Origin of the sequence: Achromobacter sp. UBA2119 (assembly GCF_002331005.1) — a bacterium.
GTDB lineage: Bacteria > Pseudomonadota > Gammaproteobacteria > Burkholderiales > Burkholderiaceae_B > Achromobacter > Achromobacter animicus.
In genome coordinates this window covers 106614-127823 of the sequence record NZ_DCYD01000018.1, presented here as the reverse complement: position 1 = coordinate 127823, position 21210 = coordinate 106614, and the positions used below count along the sequence as shown (strand labels likewise).

At 63.2% G+C, this 21210-nt stretch carries 36 protein-coding genes; 22 read left to right on the top strand and 14 right to left on the bottom strand.

Going from position 1 to position 21210, the window contains the following annotated elements; translation table 11 throughout:
* Positions 1-9: 9 nt before the first annotated feature.
* The 13 genes from radC to B3098_RS21440 all read right to left on the bottom strand — a co-directional run bounded on the left by radC (position 10) and on the right by B3098_RS21440 (position 7607).
* A complete protein-coding gene (gene radC / locus B3098_RS21500; protein ID WP_003092330.1) occupies positions 10-519 on the bottom strand; it encodes a RadC family protein in 510 nt (169 codons plus the stop codon).
* Between the two features lie 351 nt (positions 520-870).
* Positions 871-1935 carry a PDDEXK nuclease domain-containing protein gene (locus B3098_RS21495; protein ID WP_003092331.1) on the bottom strand — a complete coding sequence of 355 codons (1065 nt, stop codon included), beginning with the start codon at positions 1933-1935 and terminating at the stop codon, positions 871-873.
* Positions 1932-3131, bottom strand: coding sequence for a tyrosine-type recombinase/integrase (locus B3098_RS21490; RefSeq protein ID WP_001062689.1), 1200 nt, complete (start codon positions 3129-3131; stop codon positions 1932-1934). Before B3098_RS21490 ends, B3098_RS21495 begins: the two co-directional genes overlap by 4 nt.
* 217 nt (positions 3132-3348) lie before the next feature.
* On the bottom strand, positions 3349-3609 hold the full coding sequence (locus B3098_RS21485) for a hypothetical protein (protein ID WP_286898861.1): 261 nt from the start codon (positions 3607-3609) through the stop codon (positions 3349-3351).
* Complete coding sequence (locus B3098_RS21480) at positions 3606-3908, bottom strand: hypothetical protein (RefSeq protein WP_286898860.1); 303 nt, start codon at positions 3906-3908, stop codon at positions 3606-3608. The genes B3098_RS21485 and B3098_RS21480 overlap by 4 nt, the downstream gene beginning before the upstream one ends.
* Positions 3905-4261, bottom strand: a complete 357-nt coding sequence (locus B3098_RS21475) for a hypothetical protein (RefSeq protein ID WP_286898859.1) — start codon at positions 4259-4261, stop codon at positions 3905-3907. The genes B3098_RS21480 and B3098_RS21475 overlap by 4 nt, the downstream gene beginning before the upstream one ends.
* Complete coding sequence (locus B3098_RS21470; RefSeq protein ID WP_062841998.1) at positions 4254-4457, bottom strand: hypothetical protein; 204 nt, start codon at positions 4455-4457, stop codon at positions 4254-4256. Before B3098_RS21470 ends, B3098_RS21475 begins: the two co-directional genes overlap by 8 nt.
* A 115-nt stretch (positions 4458-4572) precedes the next feature.
* Complete coding sequence (locus B3098_RS21465; protein ID WP_286898858.1) at positions 4573-4947, bottom strand: hypothetical protein; 375 nt, start codon at positions 4945-4947, stop codon at positions 4573-4575.
* Complete coding sequence (locus B3098_RS21460; RefSeq protein ID WP_286898857.1) at positions 4944-5627, bottom strand: hypothetical protein; 684 nt, start codon at positions 5625-5627, stop codon at positions 4944-4946. Before B3098_RS21460 ends, B3098_RS21465 begins: the two co-directional genes overlap by 4 nt.
* Positions 5614-6420 (bottom strand): YdaU family protein, encoded by an 807-nt coding sequence (locus tag B3098_RS21455; protein WP_286898856.1) that lies wholly within the window; start codon positions 6418-6420, stop codon positions 5614-5616. The genes B3098_RS21460 and B3098_RS21455 overlap by 14 nt, the downstream gene beginning before the upstream one ends.
* Positions 6417-6776 (bottom strand): Ref family recombination enhancement nuclease, encoded by a 360-nt coding sequence (locus B3098_RS21450; RefSeq protein ID WP_286898855.1) that lies wholly within the window; start codon positions 6774-6776, stop codon positions 6417-6419. The genes B3098_RS21455 and B3098_RS21450 overlap by 4 nt, the downstream gene beginning before the upstream one ends.
* Positions 6773-7294, bottom strand: coding sequence for a DUF1367 family protein (locus B3098_RS21445; protein WP_286898853.1), 522 nt, complete (start codon positions 7292-7294; stop codon positions 6773-6775). The genes B3098_RS21450 and B3098_RS21445 overlap by 4 nt, the downstream gene beginning before the upstream one ends.
* A gap of 1 nt (position 7295) precedes the next feature.
* A complete protein-coding gene (locus B3098_RS21440; protein WP_286898852.1) occupies positions 7296-7607 on the bottom strand; it encodes a MarR family transcriptional regulator in 312 nt (103 codons plus the stop codon).
* 38 nt (positions 7608-7645) lie between these two features.
* Between B3098_RS21440 and B3098_RS21435 the strand changes: the two genes are divergently transcribed.
* From B3098_RS21435 to B3098_RS21370, 14 genes are all read left to right on the top strand, one after another.
* A complete protein-coding gene (locus tag B3098_RS21435; RefSeq protein WP_286898851.1) occupies positions 7646-7810 on the top strand; it encodes a hypothetical protein in 165 nt (54 codons plus the stop codon).
* 79 nt (positions 7811-7889) lie between these two features.
* Positions 7890-8198, top strand: coding sequence for a hypothetical protein (locus B3098_RS21430; protein ID WP_286898850.1), 309 nt, complete (start codon positions 7890-7892; stop codon positions 8196-8198).
* A gap of 415 nt (positions 8199-8613) precedes the next feature.
* Positions 8614-9672: a S24 family peptidase gene (locus B3098_RS21425; protein WP_286898849.1), complete on the top strand. Its 1059-nt coding sequence runs from the start codon at positions 8614-8616 to the stop codon at positions 9670-9672.
* A 152-nt stretch (positions 9673-9824) separates the two neighbouring features.
* Positions 9825-10229 (top strand): hypothetical protein, encoded by a 405-nt coding sequence (locus tag B3098_RS21420; protein ID WP_286898848.1) that lies wholly within the window; start codon positions 9825-9827, stop codon positions 10227-10229.
* 61 nt (positions 10230-10290) lie between these two features.
* Entirely contained in the window at positions 10291-11088 is a 798-nt protein-coding gene (locus tag B3098_RS21415) for an OB-fold protein (protein WP_286898847.1), read from the top strand.
* Positions 11089-11543: 455 nt separating this feature from the next.
* The gene (locus B3098_RS21410) at positions 11544-12083 is read left to right on the top strand and encodes a hypothetical protein (protein WP_286898846.1); all 540 of its coding nucleotides are present in this window, start codon (positions 11544-11546) and stop codon (positions 12081-12083) included.
* Positions 12084-12143: 60 nt separating this feature from the next.
* Positions 12144-12536 (top strand): hypothetical protein, encoded by a 393-nt coding sequence (locus B3098_RS21405; RefSeq protein ID WP_286898845.1) that lies wholly within the window; start codon positions 12144-12146, stop codon positions 12534-12536.
* A 1-nt stretch (position 12537) separates the two neighbouring features.
* Positions 12538-12906, top strand: a complete 369-nt coding sequence (locus tag B3098_RS21400) for a hypothetical protein (RefSeq protein WP_286898844.1) — start codon at positions 12538-12540, stop codon at positions 12904-12906.
* An 85-nt stretch (positions 12907-12991) separates the two neighbouring features.
* Positions 12992-13396, top strand: coding sequence for a hypothetical protein (locus B3098_RS21395; protein WP_286898843.1), 405 nt, complete (start codon positions 12992-12994; stop codon positions 13394-13396).
* 1 nt (position 13397) lies between these two features.
* A complete protein-coding gene (locus B3098_RS21390; RefSeq protein WP_286898842.1) occupies positions 13398-13583 on the top strand; it encodes a hypothetical protein in 186 nt (61 codons plus the stop codon).
* 1 nt (position 13584) lies between these two features.
* A complete protein-coding gene (locus tag B3098_RS21385) occupies positions 13585-14685 on the top strand; it encodes a hypothetical protein (protein WP_286898840.1) in 1101 nt (366 codons plus the stop codon).
* 7 nt (positions 14686-14692) lie between these two features.
* Positions 14693-15445 carry an ERF family protein gene (locus B3098_RS21380; protein WP_286898838.1) on the top strand — a complete coding sequence of 251 codons (753 nt, stop codon included), beginning with the start codon at positions 14693-14695 and terminating at the stop codon, positions 15443-15445.
* Positions 15445-16080 carry a lambda exonuclease family protein gene (locus tag B3098_RS21375; protein ID WP_286898837.1) on the top strand — a complete coding sequence of 212 codons (636 nt, stop codon included), beginning with the start codon at positions 15445-15447 and terminating at the stop codon, positions 16078-16080. Before B3098_RS21380 ends, B3098_RS21375 begins: the two co-directional genes overlap by 1 nt.
* Before the next feature lie 2 nt (positions 16081-16082).
* Entirely contained in the window at positions 16083-16526 is a 444-nt protein-coding gene (locus B3098_RS21370) for a single-stranded DNA-binding protein (RefSeq protein WP_286898836.1), read from the top strand.
* Between the two features lie 33 nt (positions 16527-16559).
* Here the strand turns inward: B3098_RS21370 and B3098_RS21365 are convergent, their stop codons facing one another.
* Complete coding sequence (locus tag B3098_RS21365) at positions 16560-16868, bottom strand: carbohydrate isomerase (protein WP_286898835.1); 309 nt, start codon at positions 16866-16868, stop codon at positions 16560-16562.
* 79 nt (positions 16869-16947) lie between these two features.
* Here B3098_RS21365 and B3098_RS21360 point away from each other — a divergent pair, with 79 nt between their 5' ends.
* Genes B3098_RS21360 through B3098_RS21325 form a run of 8 tightly spaced genes read left to right on the top strand, consistent with a single transcriptional unit; the run spans position 16948 to position 21059 of the window.
* Positions 16948-17439 (top strand): hypothetical protein, encoded by a 492-nt coding sequence (locus B3098_RS21360; protein ID WP_286898834.1) that lies wholly within the window; start codon positions 16948-16950, stop codon positions 17437-17439.
* The gene (locus tag B3098_RS21355) at positions 17436-17579 is read left to right on the top strand and encodes a hypothetical protein (protein WP_286898832.1); all 144 of its coding nucleotides are present in this window, start codon (positions 17436-17438) and stop codon (positions 17577-17579) included. The genes B3098_RS21360 and B3098_RS21355 overlap by 4 nt, the downstream gene beginning before the upstream one ends.
* Before the next feature lie 2 nt (positions 17580-17581).
* Positions 17582-19468 carry a DNA cytosine methyltransferase gene (locus B3098_RS21350; protein WP_286898830.1) on the top strand — a complete coding sequence of 629 codons (1887 nt, stop codon included), beginning with the start codon at positions 17582-17584 and terminating at the stop codon, positions 19466-19468.
* Positions 19465-19644: a hypothetical protein gene (locus tag B3098_RS21345; RefSeq protein WP_286898829.1), complete on the top strand. Its 180-nt coding sequence runs from the start codon at positions 19465-19467 to the stop codon at positions 19642-19644. Before B3098_RS21350 ends, B3098_RS21345 begins: the two co-directional genes overlap by 4 nt.
* On the top strand, positions 19641-20156 hold the full coding sequence (locus tag B3098_RS21340) for a hypothetical protein (RefSeq protein ID WP_286898828.1): 516 nt from the start codon (positions 19641-19643) through the stop codon (positions 20154-20156). The genes B3098_RS21345 and B3098_RS21340 overlap by 4 nt, the downstream gene beginning before the upstream one ends.
* Positions 20146-20502 carry a hypothetical protein gene (locus tag B3098_RS21335; protein ID WP_286898827.1) on the top strand — a complete coding sequence of 119 codons (357 nt, stop codon included), beginning with the start codon at positions 20146-20148 and terminating at the stop codon, positions 20500-20502. Before B3098_RS21340 ends, B3098_RS21335 begins: the two co-directional genes overlap by 11 nt.
* On the top strand, positions 20495-20719 hold the full coding sequence (locus tag B3098_RS21330; protein ID WP_286898826.1) for a hypothetical protein: 225 nt from the start codon (positions 20495-20497) through the stop codon (positions 20717-20719). The genes B3098_RS21335 and B3098_RS21330 overlap by 8 nt, the downstream gene beginning before the upstream one ends.
* A complete protein-coding gene (locus B3098_RS21325) occupies positions 20712-21059 on the top strand; it encodes a hypothetical protein (RefSeq protein ID WP_286898825.1) in 348 nt (115 codons plus the stop codon). The genes B3098_RS21330 and B3098_RS21325 overlap by 8 nt, the downstream gene beginning before the upstream one ends.
* The last annotated feature ends 151 nt before the right edge of the window (positions 21060-21210 follow it).

The following is a 21210-nucleotide window of genomic DNA, read 5'->3' as shown; positions in this document are numbered from 1 at the left end:
CCCCTTGGGCTAGATCAGCCCATGCTCGGCGAACGATGCCGTTTCGTTGCCCGCAACGATGATGTGATCGAGCACGCGCACGTCCACCAGACCCAACGCTTCCTTGAGCCGCTGGGTCAGCGCCCGGTCAGCCGCGCTCGGCTCGGGGTTTCCGCTCGGATGGTTGTGCGAAACGACGACCGCCGCCGCATTGAGCCGCAGCGCCTCCTTGACCACTTCGCGCGGATACACCGACGCACCGTCAATAGTGCCGTGGAACATCTCCCTGTATTCGATCAGACGATGGCGCGTATCCATGAACAGCACTACGAACACCTCATGCTCGAAGCTGGCCAACTTTGTACGCAAGTATTCCTTGACCGCCGCCGGCGAAGTGAACTCTGCTCCGCGCCGCATTTTCCGGTCAATGACCTGGCGCGCAGCTTCCAGAATGTCGTCGGCCGATGCCGGTAGATAGCGCCCGTGCGCGTCGCGCACCAGCAGACAGGAATCGAACGAGGGAAAGGACAGTTGCGACATGATCGTGCTCCGGTTGCTCGGGCGGAATTGCCCGGAACCGGCGGCAGCACGGCGCAGCGCAAGCAGTCAGGGGTCGCAGACGGCCGCCAGGACGCAAGCGCGCATGGCGCGCGCCGCCCTTGACGGCGAGAACGCCGTGATACGGTGAAGGGAACAGCAAGACCGCCCACACCCGCCCACTGCACAGAGTCGATTTTTGGCAAGCGGAGCGCGCAGGCCCGGATCAACGAGCCGGGACGGAGGCGTCAGTGATGGAAGCCCGACAGGGGCGAGACTCGCGCAGCGAAGCTCGATGCGCAGCACGACAGCGCGACGGCGGCACGCCGGGACGCCCGACTGCTTGGGACAGGACTACTCGTTGTCCGTCTTGCGCTGCTCGATTTGCAACTGCGCCCGTTGCGTTGCCTGTTGCAGCCGCTCCACCAGCACGCCCCTCGGCGGCAAGGCGGTCAGATACTCGGCAACGTGGATGCCGGACTTGTCCAGCTCCAGCAATTCGATCTGCTCGCGCTTCTTGCCGGTGCAAAGGATGATCCCGAGCGGCGAGGCTTCCTCCGGCTCCCGTTCGTGCTTGTCTAGCCACCGAAGGTAAAGCTCCATCTGCCCTTTGTAGGCCGCCTTGAAGTCACCTACCTTCAACTCCACCGCAACCAGCCGCCGCAGCTTGCGGTTGTAGAACAGAAGGTCAAGGTGGAAATCCTCGTCGTCGATCGGAATGCGCTTCTGCCGGGCGACGAATGAGAAGCCCGCGCCCAGCTCCAGCAGGAAGGACTCCATTTCACGGATGATCGCCGCTTCCAAGTCGCCTTCCTGCCAAGTGTCCCGCAGGCCCAGGAAGTCGAGGATGTACGGGTCGCGCATGACCAGGGCCGGCGACATGCGCTGCGCATCGCGCAGGGTCGCCAACTCCTGCGCTATGGTTTCTTCCGGCTTTTGGGAAAGCGCCGTGCGCTCGTACAGCATCGAGTCGATACGCTCGCGCAGCGTCCGCACGCTCCAGCGTTGGGTGCTGGCCATCTGTGCGTAGTAGTCCCGCTGGAGCGGGTCTTTCAGCGGCATCAGGGCGATGAAGTGCGTCCAGCTCAATTCTCGTATCAGTGATACGAGAATTCGCTCGTCGGGGAAGGTGGCGGCGAACTGCACCATGCGGCGCAAGTTCTGCTCTGCAAAGCTGCTGCCGTACTCCTCCACCAACTGCGCAGCCAAGGTGGGCAGAACTTCCTTGCCGTAGGCGCCCCGGCGCCTGTCCAAGACCTGCGTGTGGATGCGTTGGCCGATGCGCCAGTAGAGCATCGTAAGCTCGCTATTCACCGTCGAGGCGGCGCGCAAGCGCGCCGCCTCGATCAGTGCCCGAATGTCGCCCAGCAGCGCCGCGGGCGCTGCGAGCGATGCTGCTGATGGCCGGCGCCCGTTCATGCCACCGCCTCCGCAAGCTGCCGCGCGCCCGTGATGGCTTGGCGGCGGCTGGCCACCAGCTCGGCCGCCTCGCGCACCGGCTTGTCCTCGGTGTGGACGTAGTGCATGAACATCGCCACGGTCTTGTGGCCCGTCAGCTTCATTCCCACTTTGGTCGGCACACCGGAATTGGCAATGTCGGTGGTCGAGCGATGACGGATGCCGTGCGTGCCTACGTGCGGCACGCTGGCGGCCTTGAGCGTCCGGCACCAGCCGCCATAGTGCTCGCCAAAGGTCAGGTGCTTGGCCGGGTCGTTCGGCGACGGCAGGACGTAAGGGCAGCCTTCCAGACGCGGCGCCGTCGAAAGCAGCCGATAGGCTTCCTCGCTCATGGGCTTGGAAATGCCGCCAACCTTGCTGTCGGGCCACACCACGCGCCGGTTCTCGAAGTCCAGCCAGCTCCATTCGAGCGGGCAGATTTCGGAGCGCCGCGCCGCAAACTCGAATTGCAGCCGGATCGCCAACGGGATGACGTAGTTCTCCAGCCCCTCCGCCTCCAGTTTCTCCAACTGGCGGAAGATCCGCACCATTTCCTCGTCCACGATGAGCCGGGTTTCCTTGCCCGGCGGGTACATCGGGACGTGGCGGCACGGATTCGTGCCGTCCGGGCGGAAGCCCCAGACTTCGGCCAAGTTGAACATCTTGCGCAGCACGCCGAAGGTCTTGTTGGCCTCGGTCGGCTTGTAGGCCAGCTTTTCCATGAGCCCCGCAATGTCGGGCCGCTTCACGTCATGCACCTTCTTGCGGCCCAGCAGCGGGATGATGTTGCGGTCGATGACGCCCTGGTAGCCGTCCTGCGTGCTGACCTTGTTGCGCTTCTTGGAGTAGTCCTCCATGAACTTTTTGCACAACTCGGCCATCGTGGGCGCCTTGCGCGCCTCGGCCTTGGCACCGCCGGGATCACCACCCCGGCGAACCTCGGCCAGCCAGTCCTGCGCTTTGACCCGCGCCTGTTCGACGGTTAGCTCCCCGTAGAGTCCCAGCGAGGGCTTGCGGGGCTGGCCAGAGTTCGTGCGGTACTGGAGCATGAACACCCGGCGTCCCGTCGAGGTAATCTTGCAAAGGAAGCCGGGCACGACGGTATCCCGTAGTTCGATGTCCTTCGCCTGGGGTTGCGCCGACTCTACGGCGGTCTTGGTGAGCTTGATCTTTGCCATGATGACTCCTTGGAACGACCCGGATTCCAGGAGCCAGATAGGAGCGGCGCGAGGGAGAACCGGGTCAAGTTTCAGAAAGCACCGGCATATGATGGAAGCGCGTAAGCTATTGATAAACCTGCTGTATCGGGCTACGTCGCAGTCCAGCGAACTACCGGGCTGGAGTCATCGTGAAACAAAAAAGCCGCCCGAAGGCGGCCACATCAGTGCAAAGAAACTATCGCGGCTCGGTCAGCGGTTGCCATCCTTCCACCAACTCTGTATTTGTCCCGGCGACCCGACCTTTCCAAACATTCCCTTCCGTATCGAGGCCGATAACCACGAAATAGGTCGTATCCGGCTTGGGGGGTGCGATGGCAATCTGCACGAACTTCGGCGTCATTTCTTGATCCTTAAAGGGGGTGGAAAGCTCATTCTTCCACAAGGATCCCCAAACGTCATAGGCAAAACTGACAGAAACGTCGCCCTGTTTCTTCAAGGCGCAAGAGCCCGGGAGAATTGTCCCACTTCCCGTCCCACTTTTGGCGGGTTCATGTCCCACTTGTGGGACACGGAGTATTCCGCGAAGGCGCCGCGTGCTGCTGCCGGCGCGCTGACCTGAACGGATCCGGCCGCCACCAGAGCATCAAGCACCCGCTGCACGGCCTTTCGCGCCGCGTCCCGCTCGCGCGGCTCCAACGTCCGGCCGCGGGTCACATGGCGCACCAGCTCGAGCATGCGGAAGCTGCGCATCGGGTACGCACCCATCAAGTCCATCACCTCGTGCGCGTACTTCACGCCAGCCTCCTTTCGACCTGGCCGCGGAACAGGCCAAGGTACAGCTTGTATTCGGTTTCGGTCAGCGCTACGCCGGTGGTCGTCGCAATCCACGCGCGCGCGGCCTTGCGCCTGCCCTTCGGATCCAGGCCACCGAACTTGGCATTCTTCTGCGGGTACTCGGCGATGATCACCATGCGCTCATGCCACGGCAGCGCCGCGTGCATGGCCTCCACTACCTGGGCATGGTCATGGAGAATCGGCCGGGGATCGTCTTCCCAGGACACATAGGCCTCCATGTTGCCCACCGTCGCGCCGGACCAGGTCCAGCGGGCCCAGTTCCACAACAGGTCGTCGCCCGTCAGCCTACTCATCAGCCACCTCGTACTGTTTGCATTTCTTCCCGTATGGCTTGCCCTTCAGGCAGCGGCGCATCGTGTCGCCGAAGGGCGTCTGGACAGTGCGCGCGTTTGCGCAGCCTTCGCAGGAGCGCTTGAGCGCCGCCTGCTGTCGGCTCATCACGACCAGCATCGGGTCCCGGAACTCCCACTTCTGCAGATCGGCCGTCATACGGACCACCCAGCGCGCACCGCGCGATAATCTCCGCATGCCGTGCGGAGAATAGGGGCGCTAATCTCCGCAAACCCACTTTTCGCTTCTGGCCGACGGCCCCAAAAAGGCCGGCTCATCGTCCAATCTCCACGACTACGAAGCCCTTCTTGTCTGCGTCCAGCGCGCCGTCCAACGTGAGCGGCCTGAACTGGCTGTCATCGATGCCTAGCGCCGCGGCGATGCCGTCCAGCCGCGGCTTCTCAGCCGACAGCAGGCCGTCCAGGTCGCGGCGGATCCGGTTGGGCGCCACCCAGGTAATCGCCACCGGCACCTGGCCGGCGGCGGCCAGGCTGTTTCGGCCCAGCGCTTCCTTGGCGGCGACGAACGCAGACTCGCGCGCGCGGACCTTGGCGGCATGGCTGGCGCCCCAGTGCTTGCCTCCCTTGCGGTTCGCCATCAGGCTGGTGTCGGGCCACGGCAGGCGGATGGTCAGGCGATCCAGGTTCATGCCGCCACCTCGCCGGCTTCGCCCTTGGCGCGCTTCAGCATCGCCGCGATGGCGGGCGTGGGCTGCTCACCCTTGGCCATGCGTTCGTCCCACTTCTCGATCCAGCGACGCGCGTTGCGGCCAGACTGGTCCAGCGCCTTGTCCGCGCCCATCTTCTTCAGCGCCGCGGCCGCTTCCGCCTTGGTCGCCAGCGTTTGACCAGGGGCGGGCAACGCCTGCCGCGGCTCGGGGATATCCGGCCACGCGCCTTTCGCCAGTTCGTCGCTCAACGTCTTCTCCCAACGCGTCTTGATCGAGCCGTAAGTGCTGGAGAGCAGATCCACGGTACTGACGCCGACCGCGGCCCAGTACACGGCGGGATGCGACCAAATGCCGATCTCGCCGCGCTTGCGGGCGGACATGCCGCGCACCGCTTCGTGGTACGCCACCTCCGGCGCCATCCAGGGGCAGCACAGCTTCACGAACTCCGGCAGCGTGGGCGGCCATTCACGGGTCATGCAGGCAACCAGACCGTGGCGCACTTGGGCCTCATCGAGGCAGGCCAGCTTCTGATTCCAGGAGTCCTTCAACTCGCGGGGCGTAAGGCCTTCCCACTGCTGGGCGAACTTGGCGCCGTACAGCAGGTGCATCTCGTTCACCACGAGAGCGCCCAAACCGGTCTGAGCGTTAGCTACTTGCATCGATCACCCCCATGTCAATTTCCCTTCGTTCCTGGCCCTCAGCCAGCACATCCCGCAACTCGGATGACCACGCGGACCGCCGCTGTGCCGCGGTAGGCGGGCTGGCGCGCGCCTGCGCCCTCGGCGGGAAAAGCCCCTGGTAGCCCCCGGCGATGCTGTTGGCGATCACAGCGCGCGGTTGATGGCCTTCGGTCAGGTAGCCAGCGAGCTGCTGCAGCTGACGCTTGGCGCCCTCCTCCGTGACCGGCTTCTTGCGGGCCTTCCGGTCGGCAACCCAGCTTTCCCAGTCTTCGCGGTCGAGCCAGTCGGGCAGCTCGATCGCAGAGGCGTCGAATCCTTGCCCCCGCTTGCGGGGGGTAGGGGGGATATCTTTCTCTTGGTTATGGTTCTGGTTCTGGTTAGTTGCACAGTCGTGGTTCGGCTGTTCAACAGGTGTTGAACGGGTGTTCAACGGTCGTTGCGTTTTTTGGGCTCTTTTTGCCGCACTGGCCTTCCCCGCGGCCGATTTCGCCTCGCGCTGGGCGTGATACTTCTCGATTTCGGAATCGCAGCGCGAATGGCGCCATCCCTCGTCGGTTTCTGTGAAGAACTCGTTCAACACCTGTTCAACAGCTGTTCGTTCTTCGTTGGAACGAGCGATAAGCAGGCGGCACAGGACATCCAAGTCCAGGGTCAGAGGTGCCTCGGTGTCGTAGTACAGGTCGAGCATGTCGCGGTACACCGACCGCTCAAGGCGCGTGAGGTGCCTTGTGGCGCTGTTGAAGTCGCCGATGTGGTGGGGGTAGTAGTTCATGCGTGCTCCAGCATCCCCGCCGCGCGCAGCGCGCCGTCGGGGACCTCCAAGCCTTGGGACTGCAGTTGTTCAATGCACCAGACCAGAAGGTCGCGTTGGCGGCCATACCGGGATTCGAAACGGGCCTTCCACGGATGCACCGCGATGCGCCCAGGCGCGCCAGTGCCATCCTGATGGTTGCCGGCAGACAGCGGCAGGACGAGCCAGTGCGCATCCGGCTTGGTGCGCCCGTCGATGTGATGGATCGAGCACTGGCTGTCGAAGAAGCCATCCATGCGCGAGGCCACGCAGCCGACGTTCGTGGCCAGCAGATCCCAGAATCGCTTCTGCTCGGCGGTGGGGTTGCGGCCTTTCATTCGCCGAAGCCTCGCAAAACAATCTCCAGCATCTCGCTGGCGCGCGTCGGCGACAGGTGCGGCCACATGGTTTTCTGAGCGTGCGCGGTGCGCAGGAAAGCCACGGCGTCATCATGGAACTGCTCCATGTCGACCTGCTCCAGCTTCGCGTAGCTGATCGACCGCGGCACAGGAATGACACCGCCCTTCGGGCCCGGGTACCAGTCCACGAAACCGCTGCCCGTCTTGAGCCAGGCGCGGAACGCCTCGAATTCCTCAAAGCGGTCCTGAGCCTCAAACAGCGCCGACTCCAGCGCCATGTGCTTGCGGTGGTACCAGCCCGTGCGCTCTTTGTGCGTCGTGATGGACATCATCTCGCCCGGCTCCAGCCGAACGATCTGGTTCCACAGGCGGCGCCATTGCTTGCGGCCACGCTCACCCAGGCCGTCGACCATGCCGAAGATCAATCGGCGTGCGGCTTCCTTCTCCTGCTCGGAGGCTCGGACGGGCTGCTGACGGACCAGGGTGATATCGGCCATGTCAGTGCCTCCGGCTCTCGACCTTGGTGCGCAGGTATTCGTAGGTGAACAGCTCAAGCGCCTCGATGCGCTCCTTGCTGTAGACCATTGCCCCCACCGGCGCGAATTGCAGTCCCACGGCAGCCATCAAATGGCACACCTTGTCCAGATCGTCGGCGACGATCCGGTTGACGGTGCTGGCTGACGTGCCCATGAAATCCGCTGCACGAGCTTGCGTGAACAATGAAATTGCGCCGCCGATCTCGCTCCGAAGTCTTTCAGCGATCTTGCGGGTGCTTTCAACCTGGTCTGGCGATACTTCTTGCGTGCTCATCGAGTACTTCCTTATGAACAAAGAGCGAGGTGTGTTTCGTGACCGAAACGGAGAAGTTGTTGATCAATGCCCAGGACTTGGCCCGCCGGATCTTTGAGAACCCGAGCGAAAAGGCGGTCATGGATTTGTTTCAGGAGCTGTGTGCCGAGCGTGACCGCATGACGTGGGCAACGGACGGCCGCGAGAGCGCGACGGTGCATTGATCGATGGCCATGGCGTGCATAGAGGTGTCGCGAGCCGTTAAAATTCGCACTCTCAAATTCAGTGCCACCGCAAAGGGACATGAGCATGGACAAGCACGCCTTCTTCATCGATGCAGTCCGGAATCGGTTCATTGTTCAGCTCCATTACGAGGCGTTTTCGCGCCCGGCAATTTTTGTCGAGCCGTATGCATATGGTTTGAAGGATGGAACACCCACTCTTTTCGTCTGGGATCGTTCGTACTCCGAATGGGATTGGGACAACGGCTGGCGATGGCTACGCCTGGACGACATCCTGAATCCGGGCCTGCACGGTGGCGTTTTTTCTGGCGGGCGCCGCGGTTACCGCCACGACAGCCGGCATCTCCAAGAGATCTACGCTCAGCTTTAACTGCCACGAGCGCGCGTGCGAGGCAGTCATGCATAGCGCGCACCCCCCTGATTCGTGTCCGTACCGATGGACAACTCTGGCCACGTCCTCCAAAAATCATCGGGACGAAGATCCTGGCGACGCATGAGACCGCCAGAAGCCAACTCGAGACCCATGCAGTTTTCCGGCGACGGCAGGCGACCTTTGTAGCGAGTGCGCCACTGTCGTATCTGCGCGTCGTTCTTGACGTCGTATCCAAGCTCAACCATGCGAGCGCGCAACTGCGCCACGCTGAGAGCGCCGGGGGAAGACAGGTATGAATTCAGGTCCATACGCGCATACTAGTAGCGTTTGCTACGTTTCGCAAGTAGCAAATGCACCCGTAGCGCGTGCTACTGTCCCGCGCATGAATGAGGTTGAGCTAAACGAGTTCAGGATGGGCCGTTTATCGGCCGCCGTGGACCACGTATCTAAAGGGAACAAGACCGACTTTGGCCGCCGCCTAGGCTACAAAGACGGGGCTTTCGTTCGTCAAATGCTTTCGGGAATTCGCCCGGTCACCGAGAAGACGGTGTGGGCAATCGAGGCAATGCCCGGCATGAAGGGATGGTTTGATGTCGAGGGCGTTGAGGCGCCTGCCGCCCCAGCCTCCCACGACAACGATTGGCCGTTCAAGACCATCACGGCCGCCGATGTCCGCGCGCTGCCCGCGGGCCAGCTCACAGCACTCGAGGGTGCGCTTGCGCTTGCCATCGCACAGCTGAAGATCGGTTTGAACGTTTCCCCGCCTCCCTCACCGGCGCCCGCTACAGTCATTCCGTTAGGTGGCCACAAGCCGGGCGGCCTAGTCGACATGGATCATGCTGACGATCCATTCCCAATGCGCGTCGCTGGCCTGCCACCCGCGCCATGGGACGGCGGAAAGACGACCAAACAAATGGAGCGTGAAGCTCACGGTCTACGTATCAGTCAGGCTGTCAACGTGGGGCATGTTGAAGATTCTGGGTATTCGGCGAACGACCATGAATTCGTGCCGATCCCGGAACTTGACGTGCGCATGGCTGCGGGCAAGCTCGGGATCGAGAACTACCAAGAGACAGAGATAGGTCAGATTCTGCTGCGGAGGTCGTTCCTCGAGTCGTTCAAACGTCCGATCAAGCGAATGAAGATTTGCTACGGCAACGGTTTCAGCATGGAGCCGGTGATCCGACACCGCAACCCCATGCTGGTGGACATTCACCCCGTGGAACTTGATGAGGTGCAGCCGCGTTTCGTCTACGCAATCAACCGCGGCGGCGAAATGATCGTCAAGTGCCTCGAGCGATGGAAAGATGGGACGTGGATGGCGATTTCAACCAATCTCGACCCGGAATACCACCCCTTCCCTCTATCGACCGATGACGGCCGCGAGGTTCGTATCATCGGTACGGTTCTCTGGTCCCCCTACGATCTTCGGAATGGCGTGGATGAGCGGCTGTTGCTGGGCTGGCGCTAGACTGCGGGAAGATGCGGAAGACCGGTGGATCCGGTGCTTAGGCGTCCGCATCAAGTGAGAACTAGGCTCGTCGCTGCAGCATTCCTCGCGCTATTTGCATTCGGAACACGCGCGGATGCCGAACCCGACTTACTCGAAAAATGGAGGCGTCCGTGACGCTTTTCTTTGGTATCCGCGCGACGGCCAGAAAGTCCCAGGCTGCGGTGCTCGTACAAAACTTGCTTGAAGTATGCGCTAAGGAGTCCGACCTCGGGGCCCGCCCGGCAGACCTGGCGAACAAACTCGTCGGGATTACTTGGGATCGAAACCCGCAATGGTTCGGCCCTAACAGACCGCTACCGAATAAATTTGTGCTCGCGGCTTGCGCCTTTTCTTCTGGCGCGAATGCAATGGCCCAGATGCAAAGCAGGAGCACAGAACTTGCAATGATGGTCTGTCTGGGGGAGCTGCTGAAAGAAATATCCATGCAACGTGAGTTCAACAATCTGCGGCTGAGTGCCCTAGACCTGTATTTGGTAGAAATGGTCACCGAGCATATGGCTGCGGTGACCGCTTAGCGGCGAACCGCCTGTTTATAGCGGCGTCACAACTTATCGGCGCTTATCACGAGGAGCTTAAGTGGCATTCATCCGCAGATTATTCTGTTTGAAGGCGATCATTGCTGTCGGCGTTGCTGCAGTTTGGTCCGCTCCGGTTCACTCACAGGAACGGGAGGTAAGTGAGTTCTCCAAGAGCAAATCGCACAAGTATCAGTTGTCGGCGCAAGAGTTCAACCTGTTCTCGTCCCTGGTGGACAACGAAATTGAAAGTTTTTCCGGCGGTGGTCAAACACTTATCAGCCGAGCGTTGAACATTAAGGACGTCACGAGCAACGATCTTGCCAAAGCCTACCGCGCGAACGAAGTGGCCGGTGATCGTGACTTCAAACGTAAGACGCTTTTCGTTTCCGGGAAAGTTGATCGCATCGGATCCGGCATCGGCGACACACCCTATTTCGTCATGGGTCAAGGAATCGACGCACCCCAGGCCCACATTGCCGACGAAGCGTTAGACTTCGCGGCGAACGCCAAGAAAGGACAGCTTGTGCGCCTCGTATGTATCGGCAATGGCTCAATCATGGGCACGGCAATGTTGAAGGATTGTCTGCCCGCGGAGATGGTCGCAAAACGCGAATCAAAAAAATTGGTTCGGCGCCTGGACCTCCTACTGTCCGGCGTGGGTTCAGATGAGGTCGCGGCCAAGATGGCATCTGTTGTCGTTGCCATTGGGGACTACCTTCAGCCCACTGAATGCACCACGCCTGGGGCCGCCTGCATGAAAGCTGTGAAGCGCGTCACCGGCCAGAAAGACTTCTCTTCGAAGGTCGACGCCGCCACCGAGAAGCTAAAAGGCGCGGGCGTAAGAATGCCCTCCTAATCCTCCCTCGCTTGTAGAGAAGCCCGCCCCGAGCGGGCTTTTTTTCGTCCGTTACAAAAAAGCGTAGCATTTGCTATTGCCGTAAAGCGTAGCGTTAGCTACCATCTCTTCAACGCCTTTCCGAACTTCTCGAGGCGCCGGCAACACCCCGCTCTTTCACAACCAGCAAGCCATGGAACACGCCTAAAGCCGCTAGCGGCCGGTAAGCGCAGGTGGCAATCCCCCACGCCTGAATGAATAGACCGGGGGCTATCACCGACACGCCTTGATCCCAAGTGGGGATCGCATAGGGCGTGCACGGGATTGAAGAGGCAGCGCACTACCTGGAGCCGCGATGAGCGGGAGTAGCCAGGGGTGCCCTGCCCCGGAATTATCCGTCAGCCCGTTCCTTGAGCGCCGGCTGACGAATGAATCCTCCCCACCCCGGGGATCAGCCTAATGGCAAAGGAGATGAGATGGGCTTAGACGTGAGCGCCTATGCGCGCATCAAGAAGCTTGACGCGGTGTTTGACGATGGCGGAGACGCCATCGACCCGACCTCGCGAGAGCCGCTGGCGTACGACTTCAGGGCCTACCACAACCCCGACTTCCCCGGCCGCGCTGACGACATCGAGAACCGAGGGGTGTACTTGGGCGAAGACGCCGTGGGCCTCTCTGTTGGTTATGGCGGCTACAACGCTTGGCGCGAAGAACTCGCGAAAGTTGCCGGGTATCGCAAGGGAACTTTCAAGCAGTTCGGCAGGGATCAGGAAAGTCACTGTGTCGAATGTTGGAACGGCGCGCAAGGGCCTTTTGCCGAGTTGATCAACTTCTCGGACTGCGAAGGAACTATCGGCACCGCCGTGTCCGCCAAGCTGGCCCACGACTTCGCTGAGTTCGACGCTAAAGCCAAGGCGCATAGCAGTGATCACGGGTCGCGCTTCTACACGCTATACGGCGAGTTCCGTGCCGTCTTCGAGATGGCGGCTGACGGCGGCGCCGTGAGCTTCCACTGATCTCCCCGGTACTTCATAGCTTGAGCAACCCGCCCCGAGTGCCGGGGCTTGGAGACTTCCATGAACCAGAACCGCATCAAACGCCGCGCCGCGCGTATCGGCGCAGTTGGCCAGGAATACCTGCTGAACGTGTCGAAGCTGCGCGCCGTGGTGCGCGACTACTCGCGGGACCGTCATCCGGTCTACCGCGTGAACCCAGCGAACCGCCAGCGCGCGCAGGACGCGCTGTTCAAGGAACGTCGGTTCTGGTTCGGCGATCGCTTCAGCGGCCCAGTCAGCCCGGCGGCCCGCGCAGCGCTGCGCGTCGCGTGCGACGTGGGTACGGACTTCTTGTCTCTGCGCGCGGCACTGATCCCGCATTACTTCGCCCGCTTGCTGGCGGCCCGCCGCATGCCCGCCGCGCCGCGCGCTGGCGTCCTGGCTGCTGCCTACGAGAACGAAGGACGGAACTGACATGAACGCCCGCCAACACTTCGAACAGCTGGGCGACGACCCGGCCCGCACCGCGCCGCCCGGGTCTCTGTCGAACGAGTACGACGAAGACGCACCCACCGTGTCCCGCGCTTTTGCAGTCGCCGCGGTCCGTGCGTGCTTGTCCAACCAGACCGCCGGCGCCTTTGGCCTGTCGGCCCGCATCTGGGGCGAGAGCCTGTTGAACGCGCTGGCCGACAACCAGGCCGGCGCGGCTCTGGTGATCCTGGCGGCCGACGCAAGCCCGCGCATCCAGTCGTTCGTGCAGGGCCAGCTAGAAGCCCACATCGAGAAGACCGCCAACGACCTGCTGGCCGAAATGGACCCGGAAGAAGCAGAGAGCTACCTGTGACCGCCTACGCCATCTGGGGCGCGGCCGCCCTCTACCTGATTGCACTGATCGGCGACTTCTGGATGTCGCGCTGCTGGAGAGACGAATGACGACGAAACACACGCCCGGGCCGTGGGCACCGCACCTTGTGGACGAAACCATCGTGGTGATTCCGCGCCGCCCTCTTCCCCAACATATCAGCACGCTTGGGCACTCCGAAGTCGCGGATGACGAAGATTACGCCAACGCCCGCCTGATCGCCGCCGCGCCGGAGCTACTGGAAGCGCTGGAAGGGATGGTTGCCGAGTTCGGCATCCATTGCGATGCAGACAGCCCGCTCGGGGCCGCCTGCGCCGCAATCGCCAAGGCCAAGGGAGAGCAACCAAGGCTCAACGCCGGCCTGCCCCGCGCAGCATTCCCGCACATGAGCCCAGCCGAATACTTGGCTCAGCGGCTCCGCGAAGACGACGAGGATCTGCAGGACCTCATGGACCGGGACATGGGGGGCTGACATGCAGATGATCCGCCGTCTCCTGCGCGCCCTGCCCCGCCTCGACCGCTACGAATGGGTCGGCATCGCCGGCGGCGTCGTGGTGCTGGCCGCCGCCCTCGGCGTGCTTGGCCCGACGCTGGACGCCCAATCCACCCTCACCGCCTGCGAGGGCTGCGGCAAGACCGCAGTCGCCGCGAAGGACTGACATGACCGAAGCAACCCAACTTGCCGAGCTGCCGCCGGCGGAGACCGCCCTGGACGTCTACTCCAAGCCGGGCGGCCTGGATCCCTGGCTGGACAAAATCCGCGCGGAAGTGACCGGCCACGTGCCGGACCTGAAGACCAAGAAGGGCCGCGACGCGATCGCCAGCCTCGCCTTCAAGGTCCGCAAGGTGAAGACCGCTCTGGACGGCATCGGCAAGGAACAAGTCGACCGCCTGAAGGAGATCCCGAAGAAGATCGACGCCGAGCGCAAGCGCATGCGCGAAACGCTGGACGCTCTGGCCGATGAGGTCCGCGCGCCGCTGGACCAGTGGGAACAGGCGGAGGAAGCGCGCCAACAGCGCCACCAGCAGGGCATCGAGTGGTTCCGGCTGCGCGCTGATGAGAACCGCGACCTGGACGCGGACGAGCTGCGCGCCACCATCGCTGACGTGCAAGGCCGCGCGGTGGATGAATCCTGGGAAGAATTCGAACCCGAGGCGCATCGCGTCAAGGCCCGCGCGCTGGAGGCGCTGCAGCAGGCGCTGGCCGCCCGCGAGAAGCACGACGCGGAGCAGGCCGAACTGGCGCGCCTTCGCGCTGAGGCCGCGGCGCGCGAGCAGAAAGACCGCGAAGAGCGCATCGCCCGCGAAGCTGAGGAAAAGGCCCGGCGAGATGCAGAAGCTGCAGCGCAGGCTGAACGCGAAGCGGCCATCCGCCGCGAGCAGGAAGCCAAAGCCGCAGCGGAGCGCCGCGAACTTGAACTGAAGCTGCAAGCCGAGCAGGCCGAGAAGGCGGCCGCCAAGGCAAAGGCCGACCAACTCGCCGCAGAGCAACGCGCGGAGCAGGAGCGCCTCGCAGCCATCGAGCGCGAGAAGAAGGCAGCAGAAGACGCGCGCCAGGCGGAAATCAAGCGCCAGGCCGACGCCAAGGCAGCAGAAGAGGCCGAGGCCCGGCGCCGCGAGGAGGACAAGGCGCACAAGGCAAGCATCAACCGCGCCGCTCTGGATGCGTTCGTCGCCGGCGGCATGCCCGAGGAATGCGCCAAGCTGGCGGTCACGTTGATCGCCAAGGGCCTGATCCCCAACATCCGAATCACCTATTGAGGACGCCATGACCGAAGTTATCGAAGCACCGGCGCGCGAAGTCGCCGCACCCATGGCCGGCCCGGCCGCCAATTCCCCGATGGGCATGATGCTGGCGGCGCTGAACCAGGGCGCCCAGCTCGAGCAGATCGAAAAGATGATGGATCTGCAGGAGCGCTGGCAGAAGGGAGAGGCTAAGAAGGCATATGACACCGCCTTCGCCGCCTTCAAAGCCGAAGCGGTCAAGATCATCAAGGGCAAGGATGTGACGGACGGCCCACTGAAAGGGAGGTCCTATGCAGAGCTGCACGACGTGGTGAACGCAGTCACGCCGGCGCTCTCGAAACACGGCCTGTCGTCGTCCTGGAAACTCACCAAGGACGAAAAAGACTGGATGGAGGTGACCTGCTATTTGCGGCATGTTGGCGGTCACGAGGAAAGCGTGTCCATGGGAGGGCCGCCTGATGCCGGCGGCGCCAAGAACGCCATCCAAGCCCGCGCCAGCACCAAGACCTATTTGGAGCGTTACACGCTCAAGGCGATCACCGGCCTGTCCGAACAGAACGACGACAACGACGGCGCCGGCGCGAATGACGCCGCCTTCGATCTGCGGGACGAATGGATCAGCAAGATGGCCCAGACGGACAGTCTGGACGCCGCCGTGTCGACTTGGCAGGACGGCTGCAAGGCCATCGAAGCCACCAACAACCTTGCGGCGTTCGCCGCGTTCAAGAAGGCCTACGCCGACAAGCGGGCCATGCTCAAGCAGGAGAAACAGTGATGGGTCTGATCATCCACACCGCCCCGCAGGGTTCGCAGGAATGGCTGGACGCACGCCGCGGCGTGATCACGGGCAGCCGGTTTAAGGACTGCCGCGACAAGCTCAAAGGCGGCGCGCCGTCGAAGAAGTGCCTGTCCTATGCGATGGATGTCGCGCGAGAGCGTGTCGGCGGCCGGACGCCGGAAGTCTTCGCGAATGCCGCCATGCGCACCGGCACCGAGCAAGAGCCTTTCGCCCGCGCCGCCTACGAGGCGAAGACCGGCAACTTCGTTGAGGAGGCGGGTTTCATCACGACGGACGACGGTCTGTTCGGCGTGAGCGTCGATGGCCTCGTTGACGACGACGGCATCATCGAAATCAAGACGATGGTTTCGTCCGACACCCTGTTCACCGCCGTGGTCGACGCCGACATCGGCGCCTACACCGACCAATGCAACGGCGCCATGTGGCTGCTGGGCCGCAAATGGGTCGACCTCGTCCTGTGGGCGCCCGATCTGGACCCTATCGGCCGCCAACTCACGATCATTCGAATCGAACGAGACGACGATGCCATCGAAGAACTGGAAGAGGAGCTGATGGCATTCGAGCGTCTGGTCTCCAAGTACGAACACCTGCTGCGCAAGGAGGCCGCGTAATCATGGCTCAACTCTTCGGTTTGGCCCGCATCGGCCGCGATGTTGTCGTCCGTCACACGCAGAACGGTGAACCGGTGGCGAACCTGGCGCTGGTCTTTGCCTACGGCAAGAAGGACGCCGACGGTAAGCGACCGACTCAATGGGTGGACGCCTCGCTTTGGGGTCAACGCGCCGAATCGCTCGCGCCGCACCTCACGACCGGCGTCAAGGTCAGCGTCACCATCGATGAAGTGCACATCGAAACCTACGAGCGCCAAGGCGGCGAACGCGGCGCCAAGCTGGTTGGCCGCGTTTCAAACATCGAGTTCGGTGGCGCGCCGGCGCAGCAACAACCGGCCGCTGCAGAACCGCCGCGCCAGCAAAGCCAACCAGCTCCGCCGCGCAGCGCCGCCCAGCCCACCCAGGCCTCGACGCTCGCTGACATGTCGGACGACGTGCCCTTCTAAGCCCAGCCGTTCGCTACGAACCTTGCCGCGGCCTCAAAACTCCGGCAAGTCTTCCAGACCTCGAAGGTTGACGTCATCGGACGCCTCTGATCGAAGCACTTCGACACCGTCCGCTTGAACCTCCACGCGCACATCCCGGCCCGCCACATGCAAGCCACCTGAGGCATGCCGCGTGGTCACTGTATCGCCACTCATGATTGCATCGACGGCTTCCATCGCGTCGGCCTCAATCTGTGGCGAGTTCCAGCCGTTGGCGTCTGGATCAGCCATTCCCCACAGCACCCGCGTCACATTGCCGGTTTCCGGATTTCGACGAACTGCGGTGATCACATAGATCGACATAGCGCCCTCCCGTAGTTGGCAGGGCCATCGTACCGCACGCCACTGAAGCCGGTGCCGGCCACCCTATACCGAGAACGACATGATTCCCGCCATGAACCGCCAGCAGCGCCGCATGATGGAAAAGCAGCAGGCCCGTGTGCGCGCCACGCGCCGGCCTGATCGCCCTGCCCGTCTGCCCATGCTCATCAAGACCCAGCAGACCCTGGCGCCGCTGGAAGCCATCATCGACCAGATCGAGCGCGACGGCACCGTGACGGTGGACGCGCGCGGCGTGCCGATCTTCCACTGCGTCGCGGACGGCGAGTGGTACGCCAGCGCGCCGGCTATCGCAGGCATGGCGGACTTCTTCGACATGTGGGCTACGCGGCACGGCAGCCCGTTCAAGGCTACAGCGCTTCGCCAGCTCGCCAAGCGGCTGGAAGTAGGCATGCCGATCGACCGGCCGCTGATGGTCGCGCTGCACGCAGAGATTCCCGCGCTGCGCCGCATCGGCGCCGGGCTGACCCAGGCCGACGCGTCCGATCTGCTGCGCCAGACGCAGATCCTGGCCGAAATGGAGGCCCGCCCGTGATCAACGACTACTGCGACCCGCTCGACGACGACGCCGAGCGCACCTTTCACCGCCGGATGCTGTGGCGCCTCGGCGCCCTGACCGCCGCCGCGCTGGCGATCGTCCTGTACTTCCTCTATCCCATCATCACCGGAGCCTGAGCATGCTGAGCCCGCAGTTTGTCCTCGGACTGAACAACAAGATTGTGGTCGACATCTTCGCCGGCGGCGGGGGCTGGTCTACCGCCTACGAACAGGCCACCGGCCAGCACGTGCACATCGCCATCAACCACAACCCCGATGCACTGAGCATGCACGAGGTGAACCACCCGCAGGCCCGGCACTACATCGCAGATGTGTGGGAAGTCTGCCCGCGCCAGGCTACCGACGGCATGCCGGTGGGCTGGCTACACCTATCCCCGGACTGCACCGACCACAGCCAAGCCAAAGGCGGGCAGCCGCGCCGCAAGAACATCCGCGCGCTGGCCTGGGTGACTGTGCGCTGGGCTGGGACCGTCACGCCCGACATCATCAGCCTGGAGAACGTGGTCCAGATCCTGAAGTGGGGCCGACTCATCGCTAAGCGCGATCCTGCGACCAGGCACGTCGTGAAGCTGGACGGCACAGTTGCCGCGCCGGGCGAGCGCGTACCGGTGGAGCAGCAATACCTGGTGCCCGACCCCAAGCAACAGGGCAAGCACTGGCACCGCCTGGTGGCGATCCTGCGCGGGATGGGCTACATCGTGGAATGGCGCGAGCTCAACGCCGCCGACTACGGCGCAGGCACGACGAGAACGCGCCTTTTCATGATGGCGCGCCGGGATGGCCTGCCGATCATCTGGCCGCAAGCGACGCACCACAAGAAGCCCGCCAAGGGCCAGCGCGGCTGGCGCCCAGCTGCGGAAGGCATTGACTGGAGCATCGAGGGCAAGACGATCTTCGGCCGAAAGAAGCCGCTGGCCGACGCCACCATGCGCCGCATCGCGCGCGGCTTGAAGCGGTACGTCCTGGATAGCGCAGACCCGTTTATCGTGCCGATCGCCAACTGGAGCCGCGACGGGTCGCATTCCACGCGGCAGCCGATCAGCACCATCACGGCAAAGCCGCGCGGCGGCGCTCATGCTGTCGTGGCGCCCGCGCTGGTGCCGGCGACGCATCACGGCGCGGACCGTGTTTACGATCTGCGTGAGCCTGCCAAGACTATTACCGCAGCTCACCGCGGCGAATTCATGCTGTCTGCACCTGTCCTGATCCAGGCCGGATACGGGGAGCGAGAAGGCCAGGCCCCCCGCGCGCTGGATCTGCATCAGCCGCTGGGCACCGTCACTGCGGGCGGCATCAAGCACGCCATGGCGTCAGGCTTTATGGTGCAGGCCAACGGCGGCTACAACGCCACACGCGCGCACGATCTGCGCCGGGCCGCGTCGACCATCACGAACAGCGGCAGTCAGCAGCAGCTCATCACTGCGCACCTGACGACGCTGCGCCGGCACAGCACCGGCACCGATGCCAGCGAGCCGCTTGCAGTCATCGCGGCGCGGGGCCTGCACCATGGCCTGGTGGCCGCGCACCTGACCGCGATGAGCCAGAACGTCATTGGCTCGGACATGCGCGAGCCGGCGCAGACTGTCTTGGCTGGCGCTGCGCGCTTTGGCCTGGTGCAGTACGACTTGGCATCTGAAGACGAGGCCGGAGCCCTCCAGGTGGCGGCGTTTCTGATGCGCTACTACGGCGAAGGCGGCCAGTGGGGCGACCTGCGCGAACCGGCCAGCACGCTGACCACCCGCGACCGCCTGGCGCTCGTCACCGTCCATATCCAGGGCACGCCTTACGTGATCGTGGACATCCGCCTGCGGATGCTCACGCCGGCCGAACTGTATGACCTGCAGGGGTTCCCCCCGGGATACATCATCACGCATGGTCACGACGGCCGCGTCTTCACGAAATCCCAGCAGGTCCACATGGTCGGCAACAGCGTCAGCCCGCCGCCTGCCGTTGCGCTGATCCAAGCCAACGCCCCGCACGAACTTCTTTTGAGGAAAGCAGCATGAATCTCACCATCCAATGGTGGTCGATCCCCGCGCTGCTGACTGTCTTGAGCGCCGTATGCCTCGTCTGGCCGTCAAGGGCCGTGAGCGTCTGGAATGAGATGGTGGCGCTCGTTGTCACCCTCTGCGTCATCGCCGTGAATCTCGCCGTATGGCTAATAGGAGCGCTGCTCAAATGACCACACCCAACACCAACGCCCCTGCAATGCATGGCGCGATCGAAGCGCTGCGCGACCTGCGCCTGGGCGTCGAAATGGACCGCCACAATCTGGACGACGGCGACGCCAAGATCCAGGCCCTCGATGCTGCTATCGAGGCGCTGTCCAAGCTGCGCGCCCCTGTAGCCGGGGAGGCGAAGCCGGTCCCAAAGTGCGAACGCTGCGGAAACTTCGGACACGAGCCGAAACGATGCACGGGACGCACCGACCATCCCGGCCCGCTCTATGCCGCGCCCCAGGCCAGCGAGGCGGTCGGCATAGAAGAAGCGTTCGCCGGGCTGGATGATCGCCTTGATGCCGCGCGCTGGCGTATGGCTGTCGGCCTGTGGCGAATAAAGCGCGTCGAGGTGTTTGATGGCGTTCATTTGTCCCACACGAGCGGCATCCCGTGGGCAGACCTGAAGCGCCAGATAGACGCCGCCCTGTCCGCGCAACCGGGCGCGCAGAAGAGCGGAGGCAGCGATGCAGAGTGACCGCGAATTGCTGGAGCTGGCGGCGAAGGCGGCTGGATATTCGGACTTTACCTACTGCGAACTGTGTGGCGGGTCTCCTGCCCTGTACCTGAAGGAAGCTCACCTTGGAATCTGGGCACCGCTCACCGACGACGGCGACGCGCTCCGGCTCGCTGTAAAGCTGCGCATAAGCGTCGCGCATTGGAAGGAAGACGTCTCGGCTTTGCATCCATCGACCAACAGAGAATTCCCCGAGGCCTGCGCGTCGTGCCCCTACGCCGCCACCCGGCGCGCCATCGTCCGGGCCGCTGCAAAGATCGGCGCCCAGGCCCACCCCGACCACAAGGACGGAGGCGCAGATGAATGAGCTGATGAAGTATGACCCGGCCACCGGCTGGAGCAAGCCCTATCCGAGCCACGCTGCCCAATGGCGAGAGCATCACGGCAAGACCGCGTGGCTGTTCAACCCATGGACCGGGGAGAGACGCACCGCCCAAGACGTAGGCTCCGACCCGTTCGGGCATCTGATCCACCCCGGCGGGGATATTGCTGCACACAAGGATGGAGGGAACGTGTATGGCTGAGAAATGCAAATGCACGTTCGCGATCCTCATGGCCGGCGATGGCTGCCGGTACTGCCAGCCTCAGACGTATATCGACCACCTAGAGATGACAGCAAAGGACTACCAGGAATACACAGACGGCTTGGTAACGCAGCGGGATCGCGCTCTAGCCCAGCTGCGCGAGTGCGCCGAAACCCTCGGGGCCGACCAGATCGACGAGCAGCGCGCCATGCGGGCCTATGCAGACTCGATGAAGCTGCTGGAGGAAATGCCTCATATATCGCACACTCCGAGCGGCAGTGCATCATTAAAGGAGCGCCAACGCCTCCGTGGACGGGGTAAAGTACAGCCTCCACATTAGGACGACCAACCATGATCAAAGAATTTCTATCCCAACCGACCTGGGTGCTTATGGTGTGGTGGGCCGCTCTCGGAGCGATCGGGACGGCTATTTACGACGCCCTCGGCCGTCGGCGCTTCGACCGAATCGAAAGTCTTTCCGACTTTTTGAA

What these genes read in the sequence shown, in the direction of transcription:
- radC (WP_003092330.1), bottom strand. Translation starts at nt 519, where the DNA reads ATGTCGCAACTGTCCTTTCCCTCGTTCGATTCCTGTCTGCTGGTGCGC.
- B3098_RS21495 (WP_003092331.1), bottom strand. Translation starts at nt 1,935, where the DNA reads ATGAACGGGCGCCGGCCATCAGCAGCATCGCTCGCAGCGCCCGCGGCG.
- B3098_RS21490 (WP_001062689.1), bottom strand. Translation starts at nt 3,131, where the DNA reads ATGGCAAAGATCAAGCTCACCAAGACCGCCGTAGAGTCGGCGCAACCC.
- B3098_RS21475 (WP_286898859.1), bottom strand. Translation starts at nt 4,261, where the DNA reads ATGAGTAGGCTGACGGGCGACGACCTGTTGTGGAACTGGGCCCGCTGG.
- B3098_RS21470 (WP_062841998.1), bottom strand. Translation starts at nt 4,457, where the DNA reads ATGACGGCCGATCTGCAGAAGTGGGAGTTCCGGGACCCGATGCTGGTC.
- B3098_RS21465 (WP_286898858.1), bottom strand. Translation starts at nt 4,947, where the DNA reads ATGAACCTGGATCGCCTGACCATCCGCCTGCCGTGGCCCGACACCAGC.
- B3098_RS21460 (WP_286898857.1), bottom strand. Translation starts at nt 5,627, where the DNA reads ATGCAAGTAGCTAACGCTCAGACCGGTTTGGGCGCTCTCGTGGTGAAC.
- B3098_RS21455 (WP_286898856.1), bottom strand. Translation starts at nt 6,420, where the DNA reads ATGAACTACTACCCCCACCACATCGGCGACTTCAACAGCGCCACAAGG.
- B3098_RS21450 (WP_286898855.1), bottom strand. Translation starts at nt 6,776, where the DNA reads ATGAAAGGCCGCAACCCCACCGCCGAGCAGAAGCGATTCTGGGATCTG.
- B3098_RS21445 (WP_286898853.1), bottom strand. Translation starts at nt 7,294, where the DNA reads ATGGCCGATATCACCCTGGTCCGTCAGCAGCCCGTCCGAGCCTCCGAG.
- B3098_RS21440 (WP_286898852.1), bottom strand. Translation starts at nt 7,607, where the DNA reads ATGAGCACGCAAGAAGTATCGCCAGACCAGGTTGAAAGCACCCGCAAG.
- B3098_RS21430 (WP_286898850.1), top strand. Translation starts at nt 7,890, where the DNA reads ATGAGCATGGACAAGCACGCCTTCTTCATCGATGCAGTCCGGAATCGG.
- B3098_RS21425 (WP_286898849.1), top strand. Translation starts at nt 8,614, where the DNA reads ATGGGCCGTTTATCGGCCGCCGTGGACCACGTATCTAAAGGGAACAAG.
- B3098_RS21410 (WP_286898846.1), top strand. Translation starts at nt 11,544, where the DNA reads ATGGGCTTAGACGTGAGCGCCTATGCGCGCATCAAGAAGCTTGACGCG.
- B3098_RS21405 (WP_286898845.1), top strand. Translation starts at nt 12,144, where the DNA reads ATGAACCAGAACCGCATCAAACGCCGCGCCGCGCGTATCGGCGCAGTT.
- B3098_RS21400 (WP_286898844.1), top strand. Translation starts at nt 12,538, where the DNA reads ATGAACGCCCGCCAACACTTCGAACAGCTGGGCGACGACCCGGCCCGC.
- B3098_RS21395 (WP_286898843.1), top strand. Translation starts at nt 12,992, where the DNA reads ATGACGACGAAACACACGCCCGGGCCGTGGGCACCGCACCTTGTGGAC.
- B3098_RS21390 (WP_286898842.1), top strand. Translation starts at nt 13,398, where the DNA reads ATGCAGATGATCCGCCGTCTCCTGCGCGCCCTGCCCCGCCTCGACCGC.
- B3098_RS21385 (WP_286898840.1), top strand. Translation starts at nt 13,585, where the DNA reads ATGACCGAAGCAACCCAACTTGCCGAGCTGCCGCCGGCGGAGACCGCC.
- B3098_RS21380 (WP_286898838.1), top strand. Translation starts at nt 14,693, where the DNA reads ATGACCGAAGTTATCGAAGCACCGGCGCGCGAAGTCGCCGCACCCATG.
- B3098_RS21375 (WP_286898837.1), top strand. Translation starts at nt 15,445, where the DNA reads ATGGGTCTGATCATCCACACCGCCCCGCAGGGTTCGCAGGAATGGCTG.
- B3098_RS21370 (WP_286898836.1), top strand. Translation starts at nt 16,083, where the DNA reads ATGGCTCAACTCTTCGGTTTGGCCCGCATCGGCCGCGATGTTGTCGTC.
- B3098_RS21365 (WP_286898835.1), bottom strand. Translation starts at nt 16,868, where the DNA reads ATGTCGATCTATGTGATCACCGCAGTTCGTCGAAATCCGGAAACCGGC.
- B3098_RS21360 (WP_286898834.1), top strand. Translation starts at nt 16,948, where the DNA reads ATGATTCCCGCCATGAACCGCCAGCAGCGCCGCATGATGGAAAAGCAG.
- B3098_RS21350 (WP_286898830.1), top strand. Translation starts at nt 17,582, where the DNA reads ATGCTGAGCCCGCAGTTTGTCCTCGGACTGAACAACAAGATTGTGGTC.
- B3098_RS21345 (WP_286898829.1), top strand. Translation starts at nt 19,465, where the DNA reads ATGAATCTCACCATCCAATGGTGGTCGATCCCCGCGCTGCTGACTGTC.
- B3098_RS21340 (WP_286898828.1), top strand. Translation starts at nt 19,641, where the DNA reads ATGACCACACCCAACACCAACGCCCCTGCAATGCATGGCGCGATCGAA.
- B3098_RS21335 (WP_286898827.1), top strand. Translation starts at nt 20,146, where the DNA reads ATGCAGAGTGACCGCGAATTGCTGGAGCTGGCGGCGAAGGCGGCTGGA.
- B3098_RS21330 (WP_286898826.1), top strand. Translation starts at nt 20,495, where the DNA reads ATGAATGAGCTGATGAAGTATGACCCGGCCACCGGCTGGAGCAAGCCC.
- B3098_RS21325 (WP_286898825.1), top strand. Translation starts at nt 20,712, where the DNA reads ATGGCTGAGAAATGCAAATGCACGTTCGCGATCCTCATGGCCGGCGAT.